The 24504-nt window shown below is 47.6% G+C and carries 28 protein-coding genes; 12 read left to right on the forward strand and 16 right to left on the reverse strand.

Annotation, left to right across the window (positions count from 1 at the left end):
* Window positions 1–642: 642 nt before the first annotated feature.
* Window positions 643–1686, forward strand: coding sequence for an SIR2 family protein (locus HGD79_RS07390; protein WP_028985770.1), 1044 nt, complete (start codon window positions 643–645; stop codon window positions 1684–1686).
* Window positions 1683–3542 (forward strand): ATP-binding protein, encoded by a 1860-nt coding sequence (locus tag HGD79_RS07395; protein ID WP_029364119.1) that lies wholly within the window; start codon window positions 1683–1685, stop codon window positions 3540–3542. Before HGD79_RS07390 ends, HGD79_RS07395 begins: the two co-directional genes overlap by 4 nt.
* A gap of 144 nt (window positions 3543–3686) precedes the next feature.
* Here HGD79_RS07395 and HGD79_RS07400 read toward each other — a convergent pair whose 3' ends face one another.
* The 10 genes from HGD79_RS07400 to HGD79_RS07445 all read right to left on the reverse strand — a co-directional run bounded on the left by HGD79_RS07400 (window position 3687) and on the right by HGD79_RS07445 (window position 9605).
* Entirely contained in the window at window positions 3687–3920 is a 234-nt protein-coding gene (locus HGD79_RS07400; RefSeq protein WP_001217575.1) for a DinI-like family protein, read from the reverse strand.
* 10 nt (window positions 3921–3930) lie between these two features.
* The gene (locus HGD79_RS07405) at window positions 3931–4119 is read right to left on the reverse strand and encodes a hypothetical protein (RefSeq protein ID WP_001154434.1); all 189 of its coding nucleotides are present in this window, start codon (window positions 4117–4119) and stop codon (window positions 3931–3933) included.
* Window positions 4120–4271: 152 nt separating this feature from the next.
* A complete protein-coding gene (locus HGD79_RS07410) occupies window positions 4272–6686 on the reverse strand; it encodes a replication endonuclease (RefSeq protein ID WP_168848347.1) in 2415 nt (804 codons plus the stop codon).
* Complete coding sequence (locus HGD79_RS07415; protein WP_029364117.1) at window positions 6683–7540, reverse strand: DNA adenine methylase; 858 nt, start codon at window positions 7538–7540, stop codon at window positions 6683–6685. Before HGD79_RS07415 ends, HGD79_RS07410 begins: the two co-directional genes overlap by 4 nt.
* Complete coding sequence (locus HGD79_RS07420; protein WP_000752613.1) at window positions 7537–7764, reverse strand: TraR/DksA family transcriptional regulator; 228 nt, start codon at window positions 7762–7764, stop codon at window positions 7537–7539. Before HGD79_RS07420 ends, HGD79_RS07415 begins: the two co-directional genes overlap by 4 nt.
* Window positions 7764–7997: a DUF2732 family protein gene (locus HGD79_RS07425; RefSeq protein ID WP_001244209.1), complete on the reverse strand. Its 234-nt coding sequence runs from the start codon at window positions 7995–7997 to the stop codon at window positions 7764–7766. The genes HGD79_RS07420 and HGD79_RS07425 overlap by 1 nt, the downstream gene beginning before the upstream one ends.
* A 67-nt stretch (window positions 7998–8064) precedes the next feature.
* A complete protein-coding gene (locus HGD79_RS07430; RefSeq protein WP_000996717.1) occupies window positions 8065–8406 on the reverse strand; it encodes a DUF5347 domain-containing protein in 342 nt (113 codons plus the stop codon).
* 117 nt (window positions 8407–8523) lie between these two features.
* Complete coding sequence (locus HGD79_RS26960; RefSeq protein WP_000956192.1) at window positions 8524–8820, reverse strand: phage filamentation protein Fil family protein; 297 nt, start codon at window positions 8818–8820, stop codon at window positions 8524–8526.
* A gap of 7 nt (window positions 8821–8827) precedes the next feature.
* Window positions 8828–9337 carry a phage regulatory CII family protein gene (locus HGD79_RS07440; protein WP_168848348.1) on the reverse strand — a complete coding sequence of 170 codons (510 nt, stop codon included), beginning with the start codon at window positions 9335–9337 and terminating at the stop codon, window positions 8828–8830.
* A 64-nt stretch (window positions 9338–9401) separates the two neighbouring features.
* Entirely contained in the window at window positions 9402–9605 is a 204-nt protein-coding gene (locus HGD79_RS07445; protein ID WP_000188450.1) for a hypothetical protein, read from the reverse strand.
* Between the two features lie 145 nt (window positions 9606–9750).
* On the opposite strand from HGD79_RS07445, the gene HGD79_RS07450 reads away from it, so the two are divergent.
* The 3 genes from HGD79_RS07450 (at window position 9751) to HGD79_RS07460 (ending at window position 11768) form a co-directional block, all read left to right on the forward strand.
* Window positions 9751–10320: a phage repressor protein CI gene (locus HGD79_RS07450; protein WP_024220196.1), complete on the forward strand. Its 570-nt coding sequence runs from the start codon at window positions 9751–9753 to the stop codon at window positions 10318–10320.
* A gap of 15 nt (window positions 10321–10335) precedes the next feature.
* The gene (locus tag HGD79_RS07455) at window positions 10336–10527 is read left to right on the forward strand and encodes a hypothetical protein (RefSeq protein ID WP_000900883.1); all 192 of its coding nucleotides are present in this window, start codon (window positions 10336–10338) and stop codon (window positions 10525–10527) included.
* A 188-nt stretch (window positions 10528–10715) separates the two neighbouring features.
* A complete protein-coding gene (locus HGD79_RS07460) occupies window positions 10716–11768 on the forward strand; it encodes a tyrosine-type recombinase/integrase (protein WP_000290937.1) in 1053 nt (350 codons plus the stop codon).
* Window positions 11769–11872: 104 nt separating this feature from the next.
* On the opposite strand, the gene rcdA is transcribed toward HGD79_RS07460, so the two are convergent.
* Window positions 11873–12409 carry a DNA-binding transcriptional regulator RcdA gene (gene rcdA / locus HGD79_RS07465; RefSeq protein WP_001297003.1) on the reverse strand — a complete coding sequence of 179 codons (537 nt, stop codon included), beginning with the start codon at window positions 12407–12409 and terminating at the stop codon, window positions 11873–11875.
* Between the two features lie 83 nt (window positions 12410–12492).
* Between rcdA and HGD79_RS07470 the strand changes: the two genes are divergently transcribed.
* From HGD79_RS07470 to ybjH, 3 genes are all read left to right on the forward strand, one after another.
* Entirely contained in the window at window positions 12493–13701 is a 1209-nt protein-coding gene (locus tag HGD79_RS07470) for an MFS transporter (RefSeq protein WP_000217848.1), read from the forward strand.
* Window positions 13701–14516 (forward strand): 5-amino-6-(5-phospho-D-ribitylamino)uracil phosphatase, encoded by an 816-nt coding sequence (gene ybjI, locus HGD79_RS07475; protein ID WP_001297001.1) that lies wholly within the window; start codon window positions 13701–13703, stop codon window positions 14514–14516. Before HGD79_RS07470 ends, ybjI begins: the two co-directional genes overlap by 1 nt.
* Before the next feature lie 85 nt (window positions 14517–14601).
* On the forward strand, window positions 14602–14886 hold the full coding sequence (gene ybjH, locus HGD79_RS07480; protein WP_000480892.1) for a protein YbjH: 285 nt from the start codon (window positions 14602–14604) through the stop codon (window positions 14884–14886).
* A gap of 40 nt (window positions 14887–14926) precedes the next feature.
* Here the strand turns inward: ybjH and mdfA are convergent, their stop codons facing one another.
* Window positions 14927–16159, reverse strand: a complete 1233-nt coding sequence (mdfA, locus tag HGD79_RS07485) for a multidrug efflux MFS transporter MdfA (protein WP_001180076.1) — start codon at window positions 16157–16159, stop codon at window positions 14927–14929.
* 284 nt (window positions 16160–16443) lie between these two features.
* On the opposite strand from mdfA, the gene ybjG reads away from it, so the two are divergent.
* Together ybjG and deoR are read left to right on the forward strand one after the other, a co-directional pair.
* Window positions 16444–17040: an undecaprenyl-diphosphate phosphatase gene (ybjG, locus tag HGD79_RS07490; RefSeq protein WP_096147245.1), complete on the forward strand. Its 597-nt coding sequence runs from the start codon at window positions 16444–16446 to the stop codon at window positions 17038–17040.
* 57 nt (window positions 17041–17097) lie between these two features.
* Window positions 17098–17856: a DNA-binding transcriptional repressor DeoR gene (gene deoR, locus HGD79_RS07495; protein ID WP_000450133.1), complete on the forward strand. Its 759-nt coding sequence runs from the start codon at window positions 17098–17100 to the stop codon at window positions 17854–17856.
* 46 nt (window positions 17857–17902) lie between these two features.
* Here deoR and dacC read toward each other — a convergent pair whose 3' ends face one another.
* A complete protein-coding gene (gene dacC / locus HGD79_RS07500; protein WP_000195961.1) occupies window positions 17903–19105 on the reverse strand; it encodes a serine-type D-Ala-D-Ala carboxypeptidase in 1203 nt (400 codons plus the stop codon).
* A gap of 246 nt (window positions 19106–19351) precedes the next feature.
* Here dacC and gstB point away from each other — a divergent pair, with 246 nt between their 5' ends.
* Window positions 19352–19978, forward strand: a complete 627-nt coding sequence (gene gstB, locus HGD79_RS07505) for a glutathione S-transferase GstB (RefSeq protein ID WP_001295292.1) — start codon at window positions 19352–19354, stop codon at window positions 19976–19978.
* On the opposite strand, the gene yliI is transcribed toward gstB, so the two are convergent.
* Together yliI and bssR are read right to left on the reverse strand one after the other, a co-directional pair.
* Window positions 19975–21090, reverse strand: a complete 1116-nt coding sequence (yliI, locus tag HGD79_RS07510) for an aldose sugar dehydrogenase YliI (RefSeq protein ID WP_000555053.1) — start codon at window positions 21088–21090, stop codon at window positions 19975–19977. The two genes, gstB and yliI, sit on opposite strands and share 4 nt — an antisense overlap.
* A gap of 110 nt (window positions 21091–21200) precedes the next feature.
* A complete protein-coding gene (gene bssR / locus HGD79_RS07515) occupies window positions 21201–21584 on the reverse strand; it encodes a biofilm formation regulator BssR (protein ID WP_000497137.1) in 384 nt (127 codons plus the stop codon).
* A 212-nt stretch (window positions 21585–21796) separates the two neighbouring features.
* On the opposite strand from bssR, the gene rimO reads away from it, so the two are divergent.
* Entirely contained in the window at window positions 21797–23122 is a 1326-nt protein-coding gene (gene rimO / locus HGD79_RS07520) for a 30S ribosomal protein S12 methylthiotransferase RimO (protein WP_000049367.1), read from the forward strand.
* 46 nt (window positions 23123–23168) lie between these two features.
* Here the strand turns inward: rimO and HGD79_RS07525 are convergent, their stop codons facing one another.
* Window positions 23169–24497: a GGDEF domain-containing protein gene (locus HGD79_RS07525; RefSeq protein WP_000086904.1), complete on the reverse strand. Its 1329-nt coding sequence runs from the start codon at window positions 24495–24497 to the stop codon at window positions 23169–23171.
* Between the last annotated feature and the right edge of the window lie 7 nt (window positions 24498–24504).

Consider the following 24504-nt stretch of genomic DNA (forward strand, 5'->3'; position numbering starts at 1 on the left):
CTCTTACGCAAAGCATAGGACAGCCCAAGAATGGCTACAAGGATGTCAGAAGGCGAATCCATCTAACATTTAGATCACTGATTGCGATACCACAACCAACAAATCTGCCTACATGTGCATGCTTAAGCTACCATGATCATTTAAGAATGTGAAGAACCGTTAACAGTTTTGAAAGAGCCAGATCATAGCATTGCGCGCGCTCGTATCCCCGCCACGCCTGCCCGCTTTATGTAGTGGTTTTCATGCACCTGCATGACATAAGCAAAAGCACGCCAGTTCTGGCTGACTTCAGCAAAAACGATCCTCAAACGATCATGCGATCTCATGCGTCATAGTCATGCGCTGCCAAGGGAAGCGTAAATCCGTATCTGAATGACTGCTGAAAAGCGAATCATACGGGTTTACAAAGATGAAAGTTCGCTGTGAGCGAGAAGCGAACCTTGCAACTTTGTTGGCACAGTTTTAACACCAATTTTTTGAGGATAGCTAGAAAACTTGTGGCATAAAGGATCAGTTTCCCGATCGAACTTTTTATCAAGAAGGGCTCATAGCAATCGCCAGAAGAAGTGATGTTAAAGTATTGAGCTCGGCGTTAAGATTAAATAAATTACAGACTAATCCAATGTTTTGTGGAAGGATAAGATGGCAGTCAAGCGCGCATACTACGGTAACGATAGTGACCGAGACTACTTAGAGCGGATATTTCAGTCAGCTAACATTAACTTTCTCATCGGATCAGGTGCATCCCTCCCAGCGATTAAAGTACTGGGGACAATCGAAACGGATCTTCAGCAGCTTATTAATGATGAACAGGAAGATGAATACTTAAGGATGGCAGCTGACTTTTTGTCAGATGTTTGGCTACCTCATGAATGCATGTTGAAGCGCGGCTACGGCACCCCCTTCGCACCTCAGGTGATCACCGATTTGGAATGTACCCGTGCAAATTATGATGCATTTATGTCTTCACTGGAAAAGATACTGACCCGCCGCCGAACTGGCCTACTTCCGAGGCGTATTAACGTTTTTACAACTAATTATGATTTATTCATCGAAGAAGCTGCCACACGTAATAACAATATTCTTTTTAATGATGGATTCAATAGAAGAGCAAGTATTTTGGGAGATGCGGAATTTGATGCGGGTAGCTTTAATCATTCTGTAAGTGCAACCGGAAATCTGTATAATTATAAAGTTGAGCTTCCTACTGTTAACCTTATAAAACTTCATGGTTCGCTCTCTTGGCAGCATTCTAAAGGGAAAATCATTTATCGTATTGCAGATATTAAGCCGCTTGACTTTCCCACCCTAGCCGAAATGAAAGGATGGGTACTTGCTCATGCACTTATTCTTCCACGTAAGGAGAAGTTTAAAGAGACTCTACTACAGAACGTTTATTATGATTTACTGAGAACCTATTCCAACGAGCTTGATAAAGAAGCAACTTTACTAATTGTCTTTGGGTTCTCGTTTGCTGATGAGCACATTGAAACGATAACTAAAAAAGCCCTGCGCAACGCCACCCTGAAGCTACTGATCTTTGCTTTCGATGAGGCCAGTGTTAACGGCTTTATGGAGAAATTTCGGGATTACTCAAACGTAGAGATTATTTATCGGCCGGGAAGAAATGTTGATTTTCCGGTAATGAATAACATTATCACGTGCTATCTGGGAGGCTCGAGATGAGCAGGCATTTTACTGAAGAGGAAGCGGTGCTCCGTATAGGCGAAGTCTGTGAGGTTTCTGGACGCGCTGTGACAATTTTGGTCGATAAAAACAAAAATCTCAGTGACTTGTTTTATCAGGGAAAAGTTCTAAGAAATGTATCAGTGGGTAGCTTCATTGAGATCAAAAAAGGTTTCATGAGCCTGATCGGCAAGGTTGAAGCGGAACGAATCATTGAGGAAAAACATCTCGCTGGGAGCGGCAGTGATGCCTGGCGATATCGGCGATACCTGACCTCTACTCTTACGGGTTACATTGATCGTACTGGTTGCTTCATTGGTGGTTCGCGTGAACTACCTCTCATCGGCAATGAAGTCTTCGTGGTAACTGAAGAGATGATACAGACGGTTCATCAGATAGCTGATGCAGACGAAACTGTAATGAGGTTTACTCGTACAGATCTTGAAGATATTGAAATTGCACTACCAATCAATGGTCTTATTAATTCCCACATTGCCATTTTCGGTAATACAGGCAGCGGAAAGTCAAATACCCTAGCCGCGCTATACAAAGCAGGTATTGCCCAAGTTAAACATATTCTCGGCAACCACTTTAGTGAAAGATGCAAATTTATTCTATTCGACTTTAATGGAGAATATACTGCCCCACGCTGTATTACTGACGAGAAGACGGTTTATAATCTCAACACGCACCATGCAAATGGTGACAAACTTCCTCTACCCAGAGAGGTTCTACTTGAGCATGATATGCTCTCAGTTCTAACCGATGCAACAGACAAAACACAGAAACCTTTCCTGAAGAGAGTTCTTGAGTTTCGCAAGAAAGTGATGACTGCTGATAATCCTCTTGAGTTTATGCGCAATATCCTGAAGAAAAAAGTCAGACAAAATCTCTTTAGTAGCGACAAACCCAAATGCGATACTATAAATCAGTTTCTTAGCCCAATTTTCAAAGATGACCCAGAACTTATATCTGATCTTGAGTATCATTCAACTGCATATAAATGGAAATTGAGGGGTGGTAGTATTTTCAATACAGAAGCTGATACTGAGCGCTCCTATCTATTCAGTCTTGCAAGCAATTTTTCATTTAAAACTGATATGATTGAAGAACTGTTGGACTTTATGTACTTACAGTTAATACAGGAATATTTATCTAACAAGTCTAACCCTGAACATATTTCACCAGTTATAAATAGAATGAGTGCTAACCGTAAAGATATAGCCAAAATATTTGATACTTCCGGACAGTCTGACTTTTGGGGTGAACATAATTTCACGGTTGTGAATCTAAATATGGTTAATATAACCATGAAAAAAACGCTTCCTCTTTTGATAGCCAAGTGGGCTTACAATATGAAGAAAATGTCTACAGAGAAATCTACACTGCACATCATTATAGATGAAGCCCACAATATTTTGTCTAATACTTCTTTTCGGGAAACGGAAAGTTGGAGAGATTATCGTCTGGAAACTTTTGAGGAAATCATAAAGGAGGGGAGAAAATTTGGAGTTTTTATCACAATTTCCAGTCAACGCCCTAATGATATATCGTCGACAATCATATCCCAAGCACACAATTATTTTATTCATCGCCTTATTAATCAGAATGATCTGTACGCAATTGAAAAATCAGTATCATATATAGATCGACTGACTGAAGAGTCGATTCCAACGCTATCTACAGGAACCTGTATTTTTAGTGGTATCGTCTGCCCCATGCCGCTCAAATTAAGGGTAGCTGAACTTCCAATTGAAGAAAAACCTAAGAGTAATACTATTTCCTTCAACGATTTAATACCTGAGAGGCTGGGAGAGGATGACCAGAGCGACTACGTAATAACCAGCCCTCACTAATTAACAAAGTGCTGAAGCGGTAACGACCGCTTCTAGCACAAAGCGGACGATCACTTATCAAAATGCCCGCCCACCTTACGCCTCGTTTCACTCGTTGCCCAAACTAGCCCCCATCAGAATGAATCCTCCTGGAGGCAACGTTTCTTAATGCAGCCAGCTGTCGTCTTCCCACACTTTCTGCATAATTTTCATCACTTGTTTTCTTTCTTCATCCAGTTGCAGTCCGGTCAGTTCCACACCGTTAGAGCTACCTTTGCGGATACGAATTACCGTTTTGGGATACAGGGGGCGCAGATTGCGGTAAAGCTCGGATTCAAGGGCGTCCAGGGTAGACTGGCTAATCTTCTGCTCTTTATCGATCATTATTTCAATGCGCATAAAAGTCACCTCAACTGATGACATCCATTGAGCGGTTGTATTCGTGGGTTCTGATTTTTGCCATGAGTTCATCAGTCAATTCAGAAACCCACTGCAGAGCCAGCCCCTTCTCTTCATCACTACACTCACTAGCCGCTACAAGCTTAAGAAAAAAATCAATGCGCTGGAGCTTCAAAGACTCCAAAAAATAGTCCTGCATCTTTCCTCCTATGACACCAAAGCGATACTGTATACATAACCACTGTTTATATTTACAGTATATAATAATCTTACTGATGTAAAACGTTTTTTTACGTTCATCAGCCAGAAATGCCTGGTATTATTAAGAGCACGAATTGTTAACCCGCGTAATTAATACAGGTTCCGCCACTTATCATCTTCCTGCAAACGCTGGTTCCGATAGAAGATACGCAGGCCTGCTCCTGACGGAATACTGCCGCCGCGAAGGAGTAAATCGACCTCTTTCTCGCTGCCATCAAATCCCCTGGACTTCAGTTCATACACGAGCTGCTGTCGCTGATGATCTGTAATTCGCTGTTTGTAGTCTTTACGCCGTTTCGGTTTCACCAGGCGTAACCTTGCTGCCAGTTCCCGGCGCTCTTTTTTGCTCATACTGTGCAGGTAATCGTGCAACTCCTTGTCATCCATACGGGTGATATCCGTTCTGGTATCTCCATCAGCTGATTTGTCTTTCCCTTGTTGGTACAAATTTTCAGCAAGGGGACAGTTATTGCCACGAGTCCAAGGGGCGCAAGCGCCCTGGTCGGCTGCCGCCTCCTGAACGTCAACGGCTTTACGGACCATTTTCCACTTCACTGCATGAGTGCAGATCTTGCCCTCTGCAATGGGTGACCAGATGCCATAAATACGAATACCGTGATCGCCATAGGCGGTCGGCTCTTCGTTGATTTCATAAGCGGTTCTGATGAGGTGATATTTACGGGGAACCAGTACGCCGCCCTGCTTCATGATGTAGGTGGCAAAGCAACCAGCATCAGCTGCAGCCAGAATGGCATCAAGGCGCGGGTTATCCAGTACCGGCGCACCTGCTTTTTTGTCACCCTGTTGCCTTGCCGCCTGACCAGCCAGCAATCGCAGTTCACGGTAAGCCTGACGCCCCGGAATGCCAAAGAAGCGGAATTGCTGAACACGATGCAGAGACGCCCAGGCATTAACGTATTCAGCGTTATCACGCAGAGATTTACCCGTTTCCTTGCTGATCTCGCCAGCCAGACCACGCCCGTCAATGTTCTTACTGATGTATTTCGCGATGTAGCTTGTTGGTGTACCTTTGCGCGGGTTTATCAGCTCAGACTTAAAGCGTGGTCCTGTGTTATTACCCAGCTCCTCGCGGTCTTCACGAATGGCAAACTTACGCAACAAAGCAGTAATGGCGCGGCGATCTTTTTTGCGCATAAAACACAACAGGTGCCAGTGAACTGTACCGTCATGATGCGGCTCAGCCACCCGCACGCCATACCAGCGCAATCCGGCTTTGTACATCGCCTTACGAAATGCAGCAAACATGCCGACCAGATAATCACTGCTTTGTCTTACCGTCGCATTTGTCCAGGTCGGGTTGGGCCTGCCGTTATTTAGCGTGGAATGGAAACGTGACGGACAGGTGATGGTGTAGAAAACGGCGCAGTCACCGCGCATTTCCGCGATAAGCTCCAGACCTTTAACACATGCCATCATCTCATTGCGGCGATGCGCCGGGTTGCTACTACTGGCGTTTACCACGTCCTCCATATCCAGCGTGTCGCCGTCTTCGTTCACCAGTTCATGAGAACGGAAAAACTCCAGCGACTTACGGCGCTGCTCACGTTTATGCATCACGGCTTCATAGCTGACATAGGGAGATGCTTTTTTGCTGACCAGGCAAACAGCACGCAACTGCTCTTCCCGCCATTCGAAACGCATCTTCCATAATTTCCGATACCACCAGTCGGCGCACAACATACGCGCCAGCGAACCCGGAATGAGTTCATAGGGTACGGGTTTACGGCGGTTTCTTTTCCGGCGGAGTTGCTCAAACGCAGGAGGGATGACATCCAGACGCAGGGTTTCCGCCGCCACCCTTTCCCATGTCTTGCGGATTTCTTCTGGCTTAACGTCATCGGTGGCATACAAATCACCACAAGCTGCATCAAGGCACATGCTCATATGCGCGGCAACAAGGGTAGACAGGCGCTTCACCTGATCCTGACTCATTTCAGGCAAGATCAGCAGGCCGTCCAGCCCTTCATGGCTTGCCATAAAACGAAAAGATGCAGATAGCTGGCTGTCGCGTACATGCTCTAGTCGTTCCAGACATGGTTTAATCGTCTCACGCAAATAGCGGTAATAAGCCTTTGGCCTGCCCAGGCTGCTGAAGTATTCAATACGTTGCATCAGCGGCTTGCTGATATGGGAAGGCTGGGCGTTAACGTCCGCCAGTATGACCATGTCCGGATTAAAACGCTGCTGCTCATGCACCAGCTTTGCCCGGCTAATGAGCTTATCCTGCTCCATTTCGCGCTGGACAGGATCACGGGATTCATTAAAGAAATAACGCTCCCAGACCTGATCACTCAGTGCCTCGCGGCGCAGTTGTTCCTGCTTGTTATCGGCAGCGTACAGAGTGATCAGGTTTGAAAGCGCAGAAACCGGCGCAACTTCCGCCGGGTCCAGATAAGGGTTAATCGCCTTTTTCGGGCTGTTCCATGAGAATGCTGCGGCGGCCTCGTTAAAGCCGCTGCAGTTGTTCATATCAGCATGTCTCATGCACGTACTCCGTACACGGCAGAACTATCCACGCCACGCGAAGGATCAAATCCCACCCAGCAGCGCGCCCCAGAAACAGCGATGATTTCTGTTGCAGATTTACTCTCACCAGCTGCTACGCCGATGCTGCGTTTTGCCTTGATGTAGTGGTGAGTAAAATTGCGATACAGCGAACGGATCAGGGATGTGTCACTGTTAGAAACAATGACCGGATGTCCTTCTGATGACCGATGTTCAAGAACGGATGCCAGGTGATACTGGTCATCTTCAGTGAAACCATCAGTGTGATAGCTGGAAAACGTACCGTCATACGGCGGATCGCAATACACCACATCCCCCGCCTTCAACATCGCCAGCGTTTCATCAAAGCTGGCGCAGATAAACGTTGCTCGTTGGGCTTTCTCTGCAAATGCGCGAATTTCTTTTTCAGGGAAATACGGATTTTTATAATTACCGTAGGGAATGTTGAAATGCCCGCTCTTGTTATAGCGACATAACCCACGGTAACCGTGACGATTGAGATACAGGAAATATACCGCTTTCATGAAATCAGTAATTTCAGTTGAGTAATTAAACTCCTGCCTTATGTTGTAATAAGCCACCTCCCTGTTTGCTTCCTTAAATAAAACTCTGGCGCGAGATATAAACGATTCACAATCAGCGGCAACCTTTTTATAGAGGTTGATTAAATCAGGATTAATATCCGCAACCAGATAGCTGGGATAATCCGTCTCCATCATCACAGCACAGGAACCCGCGAAAGGTTCAACCAGTCGCGGGCCAGCTGGAAGATGTTTTTTCAGTTCGGACATTACGGCGGTTTTATTTCCCGCCCATTTCAGGATGGTGCTCATACAGCACCTCCGTTGTAATGTTTGCCTTTCAGCTCTGCGATTTCCTGACAGGTAATGCAAAGCTGCACACCTGGAATGGCGCGGCGGCGTGCTGGCGGAATTGGCGCTTCACACTCAATGCAAAGCACGCGGGACACGCCCGGCGTTTTGGCACGGGCAGCACGGATATGGCGCTGGCGTTCTTCTTCAACGCGCTGCTGTACGAGATCCATTGCATCAGCCATTAGTGGATCTCCTGCGCTTCGTTCTGGATTGCTTCAGCAGTTACACGCAGTAGTTCTGCTGCTTCGACGTGGTTTAGCTGGCGGGATGTGATATGACACGCCAGGCTATCAAGGCGAGCTGCCATTGCTTCAGCCCTTGCCCGGCGTTCTTCCAGACGAGCCTCTGTCAGTAAAATATTAAGCCCTGCATCATCCGGTCCGGTTTTAGTCTTGAGGGTTTCAATATTACGCATAATCAATTCTCCTGAATTTAGATAAAGGGATACCCGGCGGGTTTACGCCATTAATTTCATTAGTTGGTTAATTCGGCATGGTTAGCCGTCTGGGAAATAAGCTCACCACTGCACGAAAATGATTCATTGCTTTAATCAACTCCCGCTTTTCGTCAGTGGTCAGCTCATTAATGCTGATGCTATGGCGTTCAGCTGGAATTTTTGCCATAAAGAATATGGCAGCCAGTGCTCGTTTATTCTGTTCGTTATTGATATCCCGTGGATCACGCATATCTTTAATAAACCGCTCAAGCTCTGACTCAATATTCAGGCCAAATACTTTCGCCCTTAACTCCGCAATGTGATTAAGTCCATTCAGGCGTTCACCGGGGCTTAATGGAACAGTTGCTGCAGCGCCATTAATTGCCATACTTCATATCCCCCAAACGCAGCTATCGTTCTTTGTTCTTACGGTAACGCTCAAGAGGAGATACATTTTTTCGTATCGTCTCTTTAACCTGCTCTCCCCGTAAAAACGTCCCATCCTTTAACGCGAAAAAGTAACTGCCATCGCCCGACAATGACGGATAGCAACAGAGCAAATCATCTTCAGGTACTGAATAACTCTCCCCTCTGTAACGAAACTGATAAACCACTTCACTTTCTGCCGCATACATTTGGACTTTCTCCGTTTCCTCGTGGTCAATTCAGACAGCAATTCATCTTGTGAATGACATGGATGCCAGCGTTTTCCATCCTCACCCGTGATCCAGCCGTGACCGTAGTGCATTGCCGGGCTTTGTTTTACCAGCAGCGATGCAAATGATGGTTCTTTCGTCAGCATAAGCACCTCACAGCAAACCGAATGAAGCACCGAGGCCAGTCACGGTATCAACTGCACTCGCCATCGCAGGGTTAGCCTGTAAACGGGCCTGCAATGAAACAGCAGCCAACGCCATCAGTCGTGTTACAGAGTTAATGCTGCTGATAGCATCACGACGACCTGCACTGGTTTTTACATCGCCAGATACCGCACCTGCAGCAACACGCCAGATCTCTGCGGTTGCACTCATGACGTAATGTGGCAGTTTCTCTTTTGCCACCTCATTAATTGGTACGCATGGCAGGCAGTGAATCTGTGCCAGAAAACCATCTACCAACGTTGAATCTTCAGTCAGATCGGTAAGCAGCCAGATTTCTGGTGCGGTTAATAAATGAGGTTGAGCTGGGTTCAGCTTGTTCCGCAGAATCTGCACATTCATGCCCGCACGTTCTGCCAGTTGCACCAGATTGTGGCGCAGTGCGAATGCACGACAGGCTTCATCAAAATGTGGATGTTTGGAAACTTGGTAATCAAACATGGTTTTCAACTCCGAACTTATCGCAAAATCGAACTCAGCGTCTTATTGCGAAAATAGACGTCTATTAAGCAGACAAAGCATCAACAGTCAGAGCAGCCAGGTTAATCATTACCTTTTCACGTTTTTTGTCTTTACGAAGACGATGACGAGGTAGTCGGCCATCAGCCAACATGTCGTTAATCGTATCAATAGAAAGGCCAGTCAGTTCGCTATAACGTTCGATTGTGACATGTGGTGTATTCAGAGTAATTGAAATGTTAGGTGTCATAAGGCAACATTCCTTCTAGATATGGCTTGTGGCGAGCCGTTGTTTGTCGTGATTAGTAGTGAAGGCTCCAAAAGAACACTTCTGGTTCAACTTTAAGATCGCTTTTGGAATCTGTCAACGAATTTTGGATTTCTTTGGAGGACTTGTGGATTTCAATAGCGGCGGTAAGAAAGCCATAGAACGTTTAGTTGAAGCATATGGGTTCGGTACCCGTCAGGCTCTCTGTGATCATTTAGGTGTTTCTAAGAGCACCATGGCAACGCGCTATATGCGTGATATTTTTCCAGCAGATTGGGTAATCCAGTGCGCCCTTGAAACGGGCACCTCGCTTAATTGGCTAACAACAGGGCATGGTTCAAAGCAAGCATCAGCAAATACAAATACTATAGAAGTAGAAAAATATTTATTGTCTGATGGAGCATTGCAGAAAGACGGTTTTTATATTTTTGATAAGGAATTTCTACCCTCTACGTTTAAAAAACCTTTTGTCATCACAGATAACAATTCTGAATTTATTTGTGATAAAGAATTTGATGATATACGTGATGGTAAATGGGTAATAAGTATTGATGGCGAAATAACGATCCGTGACATTACTCGTTTACCCGGTGGAAGAATCTTCGTCGAGGGTGGAAACAGAGCCTTCGAATGCAAGATAGAAGACATTGAAATAATTGGTAAAATTATAAGTTTAACAGTCAAGTATGTTAAATAGTACCGGGAGGAAACTATGCTTGGTAAGGTATTTTTTGTGGTTTTGTCATGTTCTTTGTTATTAAACCCACTAACTACCTATGCTAGAAATTATCCCTGCTCAGGGAAAAAGGGAGGTGTTTCTCACTGTACCTCAGATGGCAAATTCGTTTGCAATGATGGAACTATTAGTAAATCCAAAAAAATCTGTACTAAAAACTCACGATAACTTTTGCTTTTATATCTGCGTCTAAAATAAAAATGAGCCGCAGGTTAACCGCAAAAGTTACATGCTCACATAGCAAAAAGAATAGCCAACTTCATTATGGCTTCAGTGAGATGTATGGTCGTAGGATTTCATACATTGACACTGGTTATACATACAGTAAAAATGCTCTCTACTGGAGGGCATTTTTTATGGCAGTACGAAAACTCACCACAGGGAAATGGCTTTGCGAATGTTACCCCGCCGGACGTAGTGGGCGTCGTGTGCGTAAACAATTCGCCACCAAAGGCGAAGCTCTGGCTTTTGAGCGCCACACGATGGAAGAAACCGAAGCAAAGCCCTGGCTGGGTGAATCAGTGGATCGTCGAACACTGAAAGACGTAGTTGAGCTATGGTTCAAACTACATGGTAAATCTCTAACCGCTGGGCAGCATGTCTATGACAAATTGCTGTTGATGGTTGACGCTCTGGGCAATCCCCTTGCAACCGATCTCACATCTAAAATGTTTGCCCACTATCGAGATAAACGCCTGACGGGTGAGATCTACTTCAGCGAGAAATGGAAAAAAGGAGCAAGCCCAGTCACTATTAACCTGGAGCAAAGCTATCTTAGTAGTGTTTTTAGCGAACTATCCCGCCTGGGCGAATGGTCGTATCCGAACCCACTGGAGAACATGCGAAAATTCACCATCGCAGAAAAAGAGATGGCATGGCTTACCCATGAGCAGATTGTTGAATTGCTGGCTGATTGTAAACGTCAGGACCCAATTCTGGCACTGGTAGTTAAGATATGCTTAAGCACTGGCGCACGCTGGCGTGAAGCCGTAAATCTTACCCGCTCACAGGTGACCAAATACCGAATTACCTTTGTAAGAACGAAGGGGAAGAAAAACAGAAGCATCCCTATCAGTAAAGAGCTTTACGAAGAGATCATGGCGCTTGATGGGTTCAATTTCTTCACAGACTGTTATTTTCAATTTTTATCCGTGATGGAAAAAACGTCTATCGTGCTCCCTCGCGGTCAACTCACACACGTTCTGCGCCATACGTTTGCGGCGCACTTCATGATGTCGGGTGGAAACATTCTGGCCTTACAAAAAATTCTCGGACACCACGATATAAAAATGACTATGCGTTACGCACATCTGGCACCGGATCATCTGGAAACGGCGCTTCGTTTCAATCCTCTGGCAACGCTGCCAAGTGGCGACAAAGTGGCGGCAGCGGTTGGCATTACCCCGTAATAACCACCACTGACCACCAATCTAACTTATTGTTTTTAATCTAACTTATTGTTTTCATTAACCCGTTTACATAAATGGGTTTTTTGTTATCTAAAACTTATCTACTACCCTGCAACCCTCTCAACCATCCTCAAAATCTCCTCGCGCGATAGCGGCTTACGGTCGGTGACAAAATGCAGCGTCATCCCCTCAATAAACGCATCAAGCGCGCGGGCGGTTCCGGGTTCAAACCATTGTTCGAGCGTTTGCTGACTGCGCTGCATCCAGTTTTGCATTACCGTTTTTAATAGCGGTTTTCGGCTAGCCAGCGCGTAGAGCTGGTACATCAGCTCCATATTATCCGGCGTTGCAACCTGTGAGCTGTAGATCATATCGGTGATAGCCTGGCATGCGCCTTGAGCATCACTAACATCGCTAAAAAATGCCTGATATTGCCGGGACATAATCTCAGTAAAACTGCTGAACGCCTCCAGCAACAACTCATCAATTCCTGAAAAATAGTAGGTCATCGATCCCAACGGTACCCCGGCAAGGGTAGCAATTTTGCGGTGCGTAACAGCATGTATTCCGTAAAGTTTCACCGCCTCCAGCGTGGCCTGGATAATTTTTTCTCGCCGTTGCGGATCGTTAGCGCGACGCATGTCATTTCCTCTCTCTGCAATTGTGTACAAATGTACACAACCTTGCTAATGTTGTCTTCCCTCTTCTTATTTTGACGTGATCTATGACCGTAAATTCTTCACGTAATGCATTGAAACGCCGAACCTGGGCGCTGTTTATGTTCTTCTTTTTGCCAGGCCTGTTAATGGCGTCCTGGGCAACCCGTACGCCTGCTATCCGCGATATTCTCTCTGTCTCGATCGCTGAAATGGGCGGTGTTCTCTTTGGTCTGTCGATCGGTTCGATGAGCGGTATTCTCTGCTCGGCGTGGTTAGTGAAACGCTTTGGCACGCGTAATGTCATCCTGGTCACGATGTCCTGCGCATTGATCGGGATGATGATATTAAGTCTGGCACTCTGGCTGACATCGCCCCTGCTCTTTGCCGTTGGTCTCGGCGTCTTTGGGGCAAGTTTTGGTTCTGCGGAAGTGGCGATAAACGTTGAAGGTGCCGCCGTTGAGCGAGAAATGAATAAAACGGTTTTGCCAATGATGCACGGTTTTTATAGCCTGGGCACGCTGGCAGGCGCTGGTGTCGGGATGGCACTGACGGCCTTTGGCGTTCCGGCAACGGTGCACATTTTATTGGCGGCGCTGGTAGGTATCGCGCCTATTTATATCGCCATTCAGGCAATCCCTGACGGTACGGGCAAAAATGCTGCCGATGGCACCCAGCATGGCGAAAAAGGCATTCCTTTTTATCGCGATATCCAGTTGCTGCTGATAGGTGTTGTGGTGCTGGCGATGGCCTTTGCCGAAGGTTCTGCCAACGACTGGTTACCCTTATTAATGGTTGACGGTCACGGTTTTAGCCCTACTTCCGGCTCGCTGATTTATGCCGGTTTTACCCTGGGGATGACCGTTGGACGCTTCACCGGCGGTTGGTTCATCGACCGTTACAGTCGCGTTGCCGTGGTTCGGGCCAGTGCACTAATGGGGGCGTTGGGTATTGGGCTGATTATTTTTGTCGATAGCGCCTGGGTCGCTGGGGTGTCTGTTGTACTCTGGGGACTGGGTGCCTCGCTGGGCTTCCCGCTGACCATTTCTGCCGCCAGCGATACCGGCCCCGATGCACCAACCCGCGTCAGTGTGGTAGCAACGACCGGTTATCTGGCTTTCCTCGTCGGGCCGCCGCTGCTGGGCTATCTCGGCGAACATTATGGATTACGTAGTGCAATGCTGGTTGTACTGGCGCTGGTTATTCTCGCGGCTATTGTCGCGAAAGCCGTCGCCAAACCCGATACCAAAACGCAGACGGCGATGGAGAATAGTTGATGAGCATTAAATTAATTGCGGTAGACATGGATGGTACTTTCTTAAGCGATCAAAAAACCTATAACCGTGAGCGATTTATGGCTCAGTATCAGCAAATGAAAGCACAAGGAATTCGCTTTGTAGTCGCCAGCGGGAATCAATATTATCAGTTGATCTCTTTCTTCCCTGAAATTGCTAATGAAATTGCCTTTGTGGCTGAAAACGGCGGCTGGGTAGTGAGCGAAGGCAAAGATGTTTTTAATGGCGAGCTGTCGAAGGATGCGTTTACTACTGTCGTGGAACATTTGCTGACGCGCCCGGAAGTGGAAATTATTGCCTGCGGAAAAAATAGCGCCTATACGCTCAAAAAATATGACGATGCCATGAAAACGGTGGCGGAAATGTATTATCACCGTCTGGAATACGTCGATAACTTTGACAACTTAGAGGATATCTTCTTTAAGTTTGGCCTGAATCTTTCCGATGAACTGATTCCACAAGTACAAAAAGCATTACATGAGGCCATCGGCGATATTATGGTGCCGGTCCACACCGGCAACGGCAGCATCGATCTGATTATCCCCGGCGTACATAAAGCCAATGGCCTTCGCCAACTGCAGAAATTATGGGGAATAGACGACAGCGAAGTGGTGGTCTTTGGCGATGGCGGTAACGATATTGAGATGCTGCGTCAGGCAGGCTTTAGTTTTGCAATGGAAAATGCCGGCAATGCGGTCGTCGCAGCGGCAAAATACCGGGCAGGCTCCAATAACCGTGAAGGCGTACTGGATGTGATCGATAAAGTGCTTAAACACGAAGCGCCATTTGACCAATAAAAACGGCAGCACGCCCGGCAACACAATACCTGAATGAAGGCTGCATAATTCGCGGAAATTAACCCGCTGCATTATTTCAGGCGAAATGTTTATGAAAAATTGTCTACTGTTGGGCGCGCTTTTAATGGGCTTTACTGGTGTGGCGATGGCGCAAAGTGTCACCGTCGATGTGCCGAGTGGATACAAAGTGGTTGTGGTTCCTGATTCAGTCAGCGTTCCACAAGCGGTCAGCGTCGCGACTGTGCCGCAAACCGTCTATGTGGCTCCTGCGCCAGCTCCGGCTTACCGCCCGCATCCTTATGTTCGCCATCTTGCCAGCGTAGGTGAAGGGATGGTTATCGAACACCAGATTGACGACCATCACCATTAATTCGAGAATGCCTGATCGCACAAAGCAATCAGGCATTTTTTTACCCTTCGTGAGAATTTCCCATCTGTTTATCTTTTAAAAAGATAACCATCAGCGACAGCCACAAAATTCCGTTGACAAGGTTGAAGAGATTAAACAGTCCGTTGCCCCCGTTCAGCCAGGCATGTTTGCTGATTTCAATACCGACGGTAAAGATCAGCATTTGCAGCATTCCCATCGCCGCAGAAACCGTACCTTTACTCATATCGCTGGCAAACAGGGTTAATCGCACCAGTCCCGCATTCGCCAGACCAATGCCGAAAGCATAAATACTTAACCCGGCGGTCATCCATAAATACGCGTGCGATGAGATAACCGTTGCCGCAGCAGCGACCAACAGACCAATAATAATCGGCCAGCCGCCCATAATAATCAGCGAACGTACGGTGCGGCGCGAGGTCAGACGCGCTAACAGCAAGTTACCCGCAATTAACGCCCCGAAAATAGGCACTTGCAGCAAGCCATATTCATAGCTGCTCAACTGCTCGCCGGTAATGATGATAATCGGCGACTGGGCGATCCACGCCAGCAATGGCAGGCTAACGAATCCCAGCGCCAGCGCCCCCGCCACAAAGCGGCCGTTCTTCAGCACCAGCTTATAGTCACGACCGAGTTCTTTCAGTGACAGTTTCTCGCCTATACGCGTGGCGGTTTCAGGCATGGCTTGTTGCAGACCGAAAAAGGAGATCGCTGCCAATGCGGCAAACAAGACAAACATCCCTTCCCAGGGCAGCACATGGATCCACGCCGCGCCCACCAGCGGACCAAGTAGCGGAGCAATCAGCGCCACGTTCGCCATCAGCGCGGTGATCTTGATACAAACCGCCTCTTCGAAGGATTCCTGAATTGCGGCGTATCCCACAGCGCCAATGAAACAGAGGCTTATGCCCTGCAAGAAGCGCAACAGAGTGAATTGTTCAATGTTTTGCGCCAGTAATATTGCCAGACAGGTGATGATAAACCACACCACCCCCGCCAGCATCACCGGACGGCGACCAATACGATCCGACAGCGGCCCCAGGAGCCATTGTAAAAACATCCCGCCCGCCAGATATGCGGTCATTGAAGTAGGAACCCAATCAATGCCCGCCTGATATTGTTCCACCACGGCCAACATACCGGGTTGAATCATATCGTTGCCGATATAGGTTGAAAATTCGTAAAGCACCAGACAGAGAGGGAAAAGTAACGCCTGACGTCCAAGCCTGGCACCGGAAGCTAATTTATTTTGCATGCAATTTCTTCGCCAATAATAATCGCGCAGAGTTTAATAAAAGCACAGCTAACGAGAAAGCGAATTTTGTAGCTGAAACCACGGTTAAGCACATTCTTACATTATTGCGAGTATAGCTACGCTTTCTTTAAGTTTTATTTAACCTATGCCCGTTACAATTACCCACCGTAAACAGGCCGCTTGAGGGAAATAAGACGATGCCGCTTTACCCAGTTTAACCTGCACTTTATTCTCAACGACTTGCCTGTATTGGCTCCCTTTTAATCACTTTGCGTCGGGAAGTTATGCTGGAAAATTTGAATCTCTCTCTATTCTCTCTTATTAACGCGACGCCAGACTCGGCTCCGTGGATGATCTCGTTGGCGATTTTTATTGCTAAAGATTTGATTACCGTGGTACCGCTGCTGGCCGCGGTGCTTTGGTTGTGGGGGCTTACAGCACAACGGCAACTGGTGATAAAAATCGCTATCGCGCTGGCGGTCAGCCTGTTTGTGTCCTGGACGATGGGACATCTTTTTCCGCACGACCGACCCTTTGTCGAAAATATCGGCTATAACTTCCTGCATCATGCGGCGGATGACTCATTCCCAAGCGACCACGGTACGGTGATTTTCACCTTTGCACTGGCATTTTTATGCTGGCATCGCCGGTGGTCCGGCTCACTTTTAATGGTGCTGGCCGTCGTCATTGCCTGGTCGCGCGTTTATCTTGGCGTGCACTGGCCGCTGGATATGCTCGGTGGATTGCTGGCAGGTATGATTGGCTGCCTTAGCGCTCAGATTATCTGGCAAGCGATGGGGCATAAACTCTATCAACGTCTGCAATCGTGGTATCGCTTCTGTTTTGCATTACCGATCCGCAAAGGCTGGGTGCGTGACTGATCTCTGCTAAAAAGTGTAGTATTGAGCGGCTCGCTTCAATAACTATTCAGAGGGATTATGGAAACACGTCGCGAAGAGCGTATCGGGCAGCTGCTGCAAGAATTAAAACGCAGCGATAAGTTACATCTTAAAGACGCCGCCGCCCTGCTTGGGGTTTCGGAGATGACGATTCGTCGCGATCTGAACAACCACAGTGCGCCCGTCGTTTTGCTCGGCGGCTATATTGTTCTGGAACCGCGCAGTGCCAGCCATTACCTGTTAAGCGATCAAAAATCCCGCCTGGTGGAAGAAAAACGCCGGGCGGCAAAAATGGCTGCGACACTGGTAGAACCCGATCAGACTCTCTTTTTTGACTGTGGCACCACCACGCCGTGGATTATTGAAGCGATTGATAATGAAATCCCTTTTACCGCCGTTTGTTATTCGCTAAATACCTTTCTGGCGCTGAAAGAGAAACCCCATTGCCGCGCATTTCTGTGCGGTGGTGAATTTCACGCCAGCAACGCCATTTTCAAACCCATCGATTTTCAGCAAACGTTGAATAATTTTTGCCCGGATATCGCTTTTTATTCCGCGGCGGGCGTGCATGTCAGTAAAGGCGCTACCTGTTTTAATCTTGAAGAGTTGCCGGTAAAACACTGGGCCATGTCGATGGCGCAAAAGCATGTGCTGGTTGTCGACCACAGTAAATTTGGCAAGGTGCGTCCGGCGCGCATGGGTGACCTGAAACGCTTTGATATTGTGGTGAGTGATTGTTGCCCGGAAGATGAGTATGTGAAGTACGCGCAGACGCACCGTATTAAGTTGATGTATTAATGACGTATAACCGGATGACGTTTCGCGCCATCCGGTTATCAGAAGATTAAGAGAACCAGCTGCCGAACCACTGATGGAATTTCATCATCACGAAATCCCACATCCGACCAAAGAATCCGCCCTCTTCCACATTTTCCATCACGATCAGCGGACGCTGCTCAATGGATTTACCGTTAAGCTGGAAATCAATGGTCCCGACAACCTGACCTTTTTTCAGCGGTGCGGTAAGCTGCGGTTCCGTTAACGTGTAGCTCGCCTTCAGGTTTTTCAGCTGCCCACGCGGTATGGTCACTGAGCCCGCTTCACCTGCCCCAAGATTCACTTCGCTCTTATCACCAAACCAGACGCGCTGAGTCACAAAGGTGGCATCAGGTTTAATTGGCGTCACGGTTTCAAAGAAGCGGAAACCCCAGGTCAATAATTTCTCAGACTCATTAAAACGGATACGGTCAGTTTTCGCCCCCAGCACTACGGAGATTAAACGCATATCGCCCTGGGTAGCCGAAGCAACCAGATTATATCCCGCGCCTGCCGTGGTTCCTGTCTTCATGCCATCAACATTCAGATTGCTGCTCCACAGCAGACGGTTACGGTTAGGCTGACGAATTTTGTTGAAGGTGAACTCTTTCTCTTTATGAATGGCGTACTCTTCCGGCACATCGTGGATCAATGCTTTACCCAGCAATGCCATATCGCGCGCGGTACTGAACTGCCCCGGCGCATCCAGACCGTGCACCGTCTGGAAGGTAGTGTTGGTCAGACCCAGTTTTTTGGCATAACCATTCATCAAACCAATAAATGACTCCTGGCTCCCGGCAACGTAATCGGCCAGCGCAATACAGGCGTCATTACCGGACTGGATAATCACACCTTTGTTCAAGTCTGCCACCGAAACCTGATCGCCCGGTTTGAGGAACATTACCGATGAACCACGCAGTGCCGGATTTCCCGTCGCCCAGGCATCTTTACCGACCGTCACCATATCGGTGAGTTTAATCTTATCGGCCTTAAGCGCCTGCCCAACCACATAGCTGGTCATGATTTTAGTCAGGCTCGCGGGATCCAGTTTCTCATCCGCGTTGCCTTCTGCCAGCACTTTACCGCTGGCGTAATCCATTAAAATCCATGCACGCGCATCCACGCTCGGCGCTTCAACGGTTTGTTCCGCCGCGAATGCCGTTGGGGCAAAAAGGAATAAAAATGCAGAACCCGCTGCAAGACCACGAAGGAGAGAGGAGTATTGCGTCATAAATGCCACCCGAGTATCCATTCAAAAAAAATACGTTATATCGCCGTATGATAAGTTCGGTGATTAATAACGCACACACAAACTTAAAGAAACCGTAAGTTGGTAAAGTTTTTAAAGTTTATGCAATATCCTGCCGCTTCGCTGCTTCTGGTGTCATTTTTTTGCCAGCTGTTGCTTAAAAGTTAACTTTACTTCACCATCGGAGTCCTGTTCAGCCTGTGGCTGCCTGTCGGAAAAGGGGTGAGTATGATTACGCTGTGGGGTCGGAATAATTCAACTAACGTAAAAAAAGTATTGCTGACGCTCGAAGAACTGGAACTACCTTATGAGCAAATTCTCGCGGGCCGTGAGTTTGGGATAAATCACGATGCTGATTTTCTGGCGATGAACCCTAACGGGCTGGTGCCGTTGTTGCGTGACGACGAAAGTGATCTCATTCTTTGGGAATCAAACGCCATTGTCCGCTATCTGGCGGCACAGTACGGGCAAAAACGCCTGTGGATCGACTCACCGGCACGTCGTGCGGAAGCGGAAAAATGGATGGACTGGGCAAACCAGACACTCAGTAATGCTCATCGCGGGATCCTGATGGGATTAGTCAGAACACCACCCGAAGAGCGCGATCAGGCCGCCATTGATGCCAGTTGCAAAGAGTGCGACGCCCTGTTTGCCCTGCTCGATGCGGAACTGGCAAAAGTAAAATGGTTCTCTGGCGACGAGTTTGGTGTGGGCGATATCGCTATCGCACCGTTCATCTACAATTTGTTTAACGTTGGCCTGACCTGGACACCGCGTCCAAATCTGCAACGCTGGTATCAGCAACTCACTGAACGCCCCGCAGTGCGCAAAGTGGTGATGATTCCCGTTAGCTAATTGCGTGGGCTAACTTTAAGTAATTCCCCACTGGACTCGTCGGTGAGAACGTATAAATAACCGTCGGGTCCAGAGCGAACATCACGAATTCGCTGCCCTCTGTCCGTTAAAATACGGCCATCTTCTGTCACTTTGTCGCCGTTGACGCTCATCACAATGACATCTTTATCTTTCAGCGCGCCTATAAATAATTTTTGCTGCCACTGGGGGAATTTATCGCTGTTATAGAAGGCCATGCCGCTCACAGCGGGCGAATCTTTCCAGTAAAAAACAGGTTGCTCGGTCCCGGCGACGATCTCCCCTTTCGCTTCCGGTATCTTAAAGCCTGAATAGTTGATTCCCCAGGTTGCCAGCGGCCAGCCGTAGTTTTTGCCTTTTTGCGGGATATTAATTTCATCACCACCGCGCGGGCCATGTTCATTCAGCCACAGTGCATTACTCCACGGATTCATCGCCATTCCTTGCGGATTACGAATGCCATAAGACCAGATCTCGGCGCGCGCACCGGATTCCTTTATAAAAGGATTATCATCCGGGATTTCGCCCTGGTCGGTCAGACGCACCAGTTTGCCCTGTAATTTATCCAGATCCTGCGCCGTCGGGCGCTGATTGTTTTCGCCCAGAGCAATAAAAAGATAACCTTTACCGTCGAATACCAGCCGCCCGCCAAAATGGTTGCCGGTAGACAGTTTTGGCATCTGGCGGAAGACGGTGCGGAAGTCGGTCACTTTTGAGAGATCATCACTTAAGCGGCCATAACCCACAGCAGTTCCGGCTTTGCCATCATCGCCAACTTCGGAATAACTTAACCAGATGCGGCGAGACTGAGCAAAATCAGGCGCTAAAACCACGTCCAGCAGGCCGCCCTGCCCGTGCGCCCAAACGTCCGGAACTCCGGAAAGCGGCGCAGATAATCCTTTTCCTACTTGCCAGTGACGCAACTCGCCGCCGCGCAGAGTGATTAACATACCGTGATTATCGGGTAAAAAGGCCAGTGCCCAGGGATGGTCGAGTTTGTCTTGCAGTACTTCGACATTTACCGTTGCAGGAGCCGCCCAGAGAGCGGAAGAAAGACAAATAAGGGGCACAAGGAAAAAGGATTGTCGATGCATAACGCCTCCGGATTGACTCTGGCTTAAAGCGTAGTCAGTGGAGGAGATAACAAATTCATTTTTACAAAAACTTAAACATGAAGGGGGAGACGCTTTCTCCCCCTTAGTTTTCAGGCCTTCTCAAGCATGGCGTGCTTCTGCAGGCTCTGGATACTCAGCGTTAAGCTCATCAGACAATTTTCAAGCTTATCGGCGTTGACGGTAATAACAGTCGGGCAATCATGGTGCCCACTCATCAAACATACTGCGGCTGTCGCTAATGCTTCTTCAGCATGATGAAGAGCACTCCACTCTTCCTGATCCAGATGAAGATTCAACCGCAGCGATTTATCGTGCAGTTCGCGATTCAGTTTAAAAAAGTTATCTCGTAGATGATTGCTTTCGCTGACGGACATGTATCCTTTTGCCTTCCTCAGTTGCACGTATGCGGCGAGGTCAACGCGTGCGTCGATCAACCGGTTCAGCAGATCGATTCGCTGTCTGTCAACGAACATACTTCGATCCTCCTCTTTCCAGCCTTGTTGCAATTAAATAGTATGGCTATTTTTTGAGCAAAATGCTGTCCAGGATCAATTCTTCACGCCAAATTAACAAAATTTACATTTCCTTCGCCTCCGCCAGCGAATGAGATTGCGATACAAATTTTATCCAGAACTCTGTAGAATCCCTGCCCTGACCTTTCCTGTAACTGAATATTTTTTAAGCTATGAGCAAAGTAACTCCCCAGCCGAAAATCGGCTTTGTTTCCCTTGGCTGTCCGAAAAACCTTGTCGATTCAGAGCGTATTCTCACCGAACTACGCACTGAAGGTTATGACGTGGTACCGAGCTATGACGATGCGGACATGGTGATCGTCAACACCTGCGGCTTTATTGACAGCGCGGTACAAGAATCACTGGAAGCCATTGGTGAAGCGTTGAATGAAAACGGCAAGGTAATTGTGACCGGTTGTCTGGGGGCAAAAGAAGATCAGATCCGCGAAGTCCACCCGAAAGTGCTGGAAATCACCGGGCCTCATAGCTATGAGCAGGTTCTGGAGCACGTTCATCACTACGTGCCAAAACCGAAACACAACCCATTCCTGAGCCTGGTGCCAGAACAAGGTGTGAAACTGACACCGCGTCATTATGCCTATCTGAAAATTTCAGAAGGCTGTAATCACCGCTGCACCTTCTGCATTATTCCGTCTATGCGCGGCGACCTGGTGAGCCGTCCGATTGGCGAAGTGTTAAGTGAAGCGAAACGTCTGGTAGATGCGGGCGTTAAAGAGATTCTGGTGATCTCGCAGGATACTTCCGCCTATGGCGTTGATGTTAAACATCGTACTGGCTTCCACAACGGCGAGCCGGTAAAAACCAGCATGGTCAGCCTGTGCGAACAGTTATCGAAACTGGGGATCTGGACACGTCTGCACTACGTTTACCCTTATCCGCATGTGGACGACGTCATCCCACTGATGGCAGAAGGCAAAATCCTGCCGTATCTGGACATTCCGTTGCAGCACGCCAGCCCGCGCATTCTCAAACTGATGAAGCGTCCGGGTTCTGTAGATCGCCAACTGGCGCGCATCAAACAGTGGCGCGAAATCTGCCCGGAACTGACCCTACGCTCAACCTTTATTGTCGGCTTCCCTGGCGAGACAGAAGAAGATTTCCAGATGCTACTCGACTTCCTGAAAGAAGCGCGTCTGGATCGCGTTGGCTGCTTTAAATACAGCCCGGTTGAAGGTGCAGACGCCAATGCCCTGCCTGACCAGGTTCCGGAAGAAGTGAAAGAAGAACGCTGGAACCGTTTCATGCAGCTGCAGCAGCAGATTTCCGCCGAGCGCCTGCAAGAGAAAGTGGGCCGTGAAATTCTGGTGATTATCGACGAAGTGGACGAAGAAGGCGCAATTGGTCGCAGCATGGCAGATGCACCGGAAATCGACGGCGCGGTTTATCTCAATGGTGAAACCAACGTTAAGCCGGGTGATATCCTGCGTGTGAAAGTCGAGCACGCCGATGAGTACGATTTGTGGGGTAGCCGGGTTTAATTAATTCAGGCCGGGCAAAATCATTTGTCCGGCCTGCGAATAATGATTACTGCCAGCTAATCTGTGCCCTGCCGTTTTTCTTACTCTTATACAGCCGCTCATCCGCCAGCATTTTCAAGCGTTCGACGGTAGGACATTCATTTGAATGTGCTACACCGATACTGGTACTTAAATTAATGCTTCCCACCTGGAAATGAACGATTTCTTTTAGAATCGATAGCAACTCTTCCAGCGTTCCACCCGTATAAATCACCGCAAATTCGTCACCGCCGAAGCGGTAGACTTTACCTTTATCTACCGGGATCTGTGATTTAAGGATTTTCACCACTTTCATCAACACTTCATCGCCCAGCAAATGACCGAAGGTGTCGTTAATGTTTTTGAATTTATCGACGTCAAACAGGCACAAATAACCGCCTTTTTCCGGCAGCGCTTTTAAATCTTCGTCAAAGGATTTTCTGCCCATTGCTTTGGTCAGGTCGTCCAGGAACGCCGAGTTATACATACTGTAGAGTTTTTTGACATCGGCAGCCGAAAAGAAAAGCCCGCCATCCAGTACGCGTTCAAAATGGTTATTAATGATGGCTTCTTTCTCCACAATACCACGATTAATCACTCTGCGTACCAGATAGAGGCAACTGGCACCCGATATCACTGCCACCAATGCGGCAAAGAAAATAATCAATGTACAAACCCGCAAATAAACATCTTTTTTATACGCAAATACATACAATCCGGTCGGCAAATAGGCGAAGTGCTCCATCGCTTCCGAAACGGTGAAGATGGCGTTTTTAGCATTATATTCATCACCGGTCACCGGTTTACCGTTCTTAAACAGAGAGAACATCAGGTTCTCGCTGTCCATCGCCAGCGATTTTGACAGTAAAGAAAAACGCTCCAGACCAAGCAAAAATATCAGACTACGATTGTGAGTTACCGGATAGAGGTAATAGACGAAGGTTTTACCGTCAAAAGAGATAAACCCTGTATTTTTGACATGTCGATACTTCACAACCTGCATAATATCTGCACAATAATTTTTCTCGAACTCCTTTACCTGAATACATTCGTCACTGGAAATCAGATAAGGACCGACATCGTACAAGTAAGAGGGTGAAACCGAGTCAGCGTAAGCTGTGCGTAAGCCAACCAACAGCTGTTCCTCCGTGGGATTTAGCGTATTGATAAGATCAATTGCCACGCTACGCCGATATTCAGCAATATTTGCCACCGCAAAAGCAGTATCAATAACGGACTGTTTCAGGCTATACACCCGTTCCTTTACCATTTGAGTGTAGATCCCGCAGGCAACTGCTGAAATCATGATAAAAATCAGCAGACTGACTGTAAGTACGAACTTATTGATTCTGGACATACGTAAA

It is taken from the genome of Escherichia sp. SCLE84 (assembly GCF_012584495.1).
Classification (GTDB): Bacteria; Pseudomonadota; Gammaproteobacteria; order Enterobacterales; family Enterobacteriaceae; genus ECMA0423.